The following is a 1684-nucleotide window of genomic DNA, read 5'->3' on the forward strand; positions in this document are numbered from 1 at the left end:
GGGTGACGGTCTGGCGGATGCGCTGCGCCGTGACCGGGGTGGTCAGCGGCAGGATGCGTCCGGCGCCGACGGAGAGGGTCTGCTCGGCGGTGGGGATCGGGACCCAGGCGCCGGTGGCGTCCTGGTACTCGACGGTGAAGGAGTCGATCTGCTGGCCCTGGCGGATGTCCTCGGCGGCGGCCACGGTGTCCACCCGCTCGGCGGCACCGAGGTCGACGGTGAGGGTGGCGGGCACGCCGCCGCCCGTCTGCCAGGCGGTGTCGGGCGAGCCGTCGAGGGCGTTGGCGGGGGAGGAGCCGGGGGCGGTGTCCGTGGCGGTGGCGGTGGCCGCCCGGGCCAGGTCGTCGGAGAAGAGCCGGGTGAGGTCGGCGTGCCAGTCGTTCAGCCGGGCCACGTCTCCCGGTGCCAGCTGCCCGGCCTGGTTCGGCGGGACGTTCAGCAGCAGCAGCGAGTCGCGCCCCTGGGACTGCCGGTAGATGTCGGTCAGCTGACCGACCGTCTTGAGCTGGCCGTCCTGGGCGGAGTGGTAGAACCAGCCGGGGCGGATGCTGACGTCGGTCTCCGAGGGGTACCAGGAGAGCTGGGTCGCGTCGGCGCCGGCGGTGGCCAGCACAGCCCGGCTGCCCATGTCGGCGGCGCTGTAGTCGGCGGTCGGACTGGGCTTGCCGTCGGCCTGCGCGGTGCTGGGCAGCACGGACCACTCGTTCTGCCGGCCCACGCCGCTCTCGTTGCCGACCCAGCGGACGTCGGGACCCTCGTTGGCGATGACGGCCTGCGGGGCGAGCGCGCGGATCAGCTCGTACCAGCTGTCGAAGTCGTAGGACTCCACCTTGTCGGCCGGGATCCGCCCCTGCGCGCCGTCGAACCAGACCTCGTCGACGGTGCCGTACTGGGTGAGCACTTCGTAGAGCTGGTTGAGCATGTAGGCGCCGTAGTCGTCGGCGGGCAGGGTGTAGCTCGGCAGGCCCTTGCCGGCGCGGTCGTCGCCGGGGACCAGGGTCGGGACGGTGCGCGCGGTGCGGGCGCTGCCGTTCGCGTAGACGCCGTTCGCGTACTGGTTCTCGTCGGCCGGGGAGATGTAGACCCCGACCCGCAGACCGTACTTGTGCATCGAGTCGGCGAAGCTGCGCAGCACGTCGCCCTTGCCGCCGTCCCAACTGCTCGACGCCACTGAGTGGTTGCTGTACCGGGACGGGTAGAGCAGGAAGCCGTCGTGGTGCTTGACGGTCAGGATCGCCCCGGCGAAGCCGTCGGCCTTGAGGGTCTGCGCCCACTGGTCGGTGTCCAGGCCGGTGGGCTGGAAGACGTTCGGGTCCTCGGTCCCGGTGCCCCACTCCAGGCCGGTGAAGGTGTTGACGCCGAAGTGCAGGAAGGCCATCGGCCCGCCGCGCTGCCAGGCGACCTGGCGCGGATCGGGGCGGACCTGCGCGGCCTTGGCGATCACGCTGTCGGCGCACTCGTTCGGCAGCAGGGCGATGGTGCCGGCGGGTTGGACGGTCGAGGGGTCGGTGACGCACGGGGTGACGTGCTGGAGCAGGGCGGTGCGGAACGGGCCGGTGAAGGTGGTGTAGTCGGCCTCGCCGACGGTTCCGTGCAGGCCGCGGGTCAGGGCGCTGGGGTGGACGTCGTTGCCGATGCCGATGTCGGCGGTGGTCGCGGTGTTGTGCAGGGCGGCGCCGTCGGT

1 protein-coding gene is annotated in these 1684 nt (G+C 72.3%); it reads right to left on the bottom strand.

Translation table 11 applies throughout. The features are described from left to right. Positions 1-1669: alpha-L-fucosidase (locus tag ACFW1A_RS40380; RefSeq protein ID WP_380418703.1), on the bottom strand; the 1669-nt coding region annotated here is incomplete at its 3' end. Positions 1670-1684: the final 15 nt, after the last annotated feature.

It is taken from the genome of Kitasatospora sp. NPDC058965, from assembly GCF_042741245.1.
Classification (GTDB): domain Bacteria; phylum Actinomycetota; class Actinomycetes; order Streptomycetales; family Streptomycetaceae; genus Kitasatospora.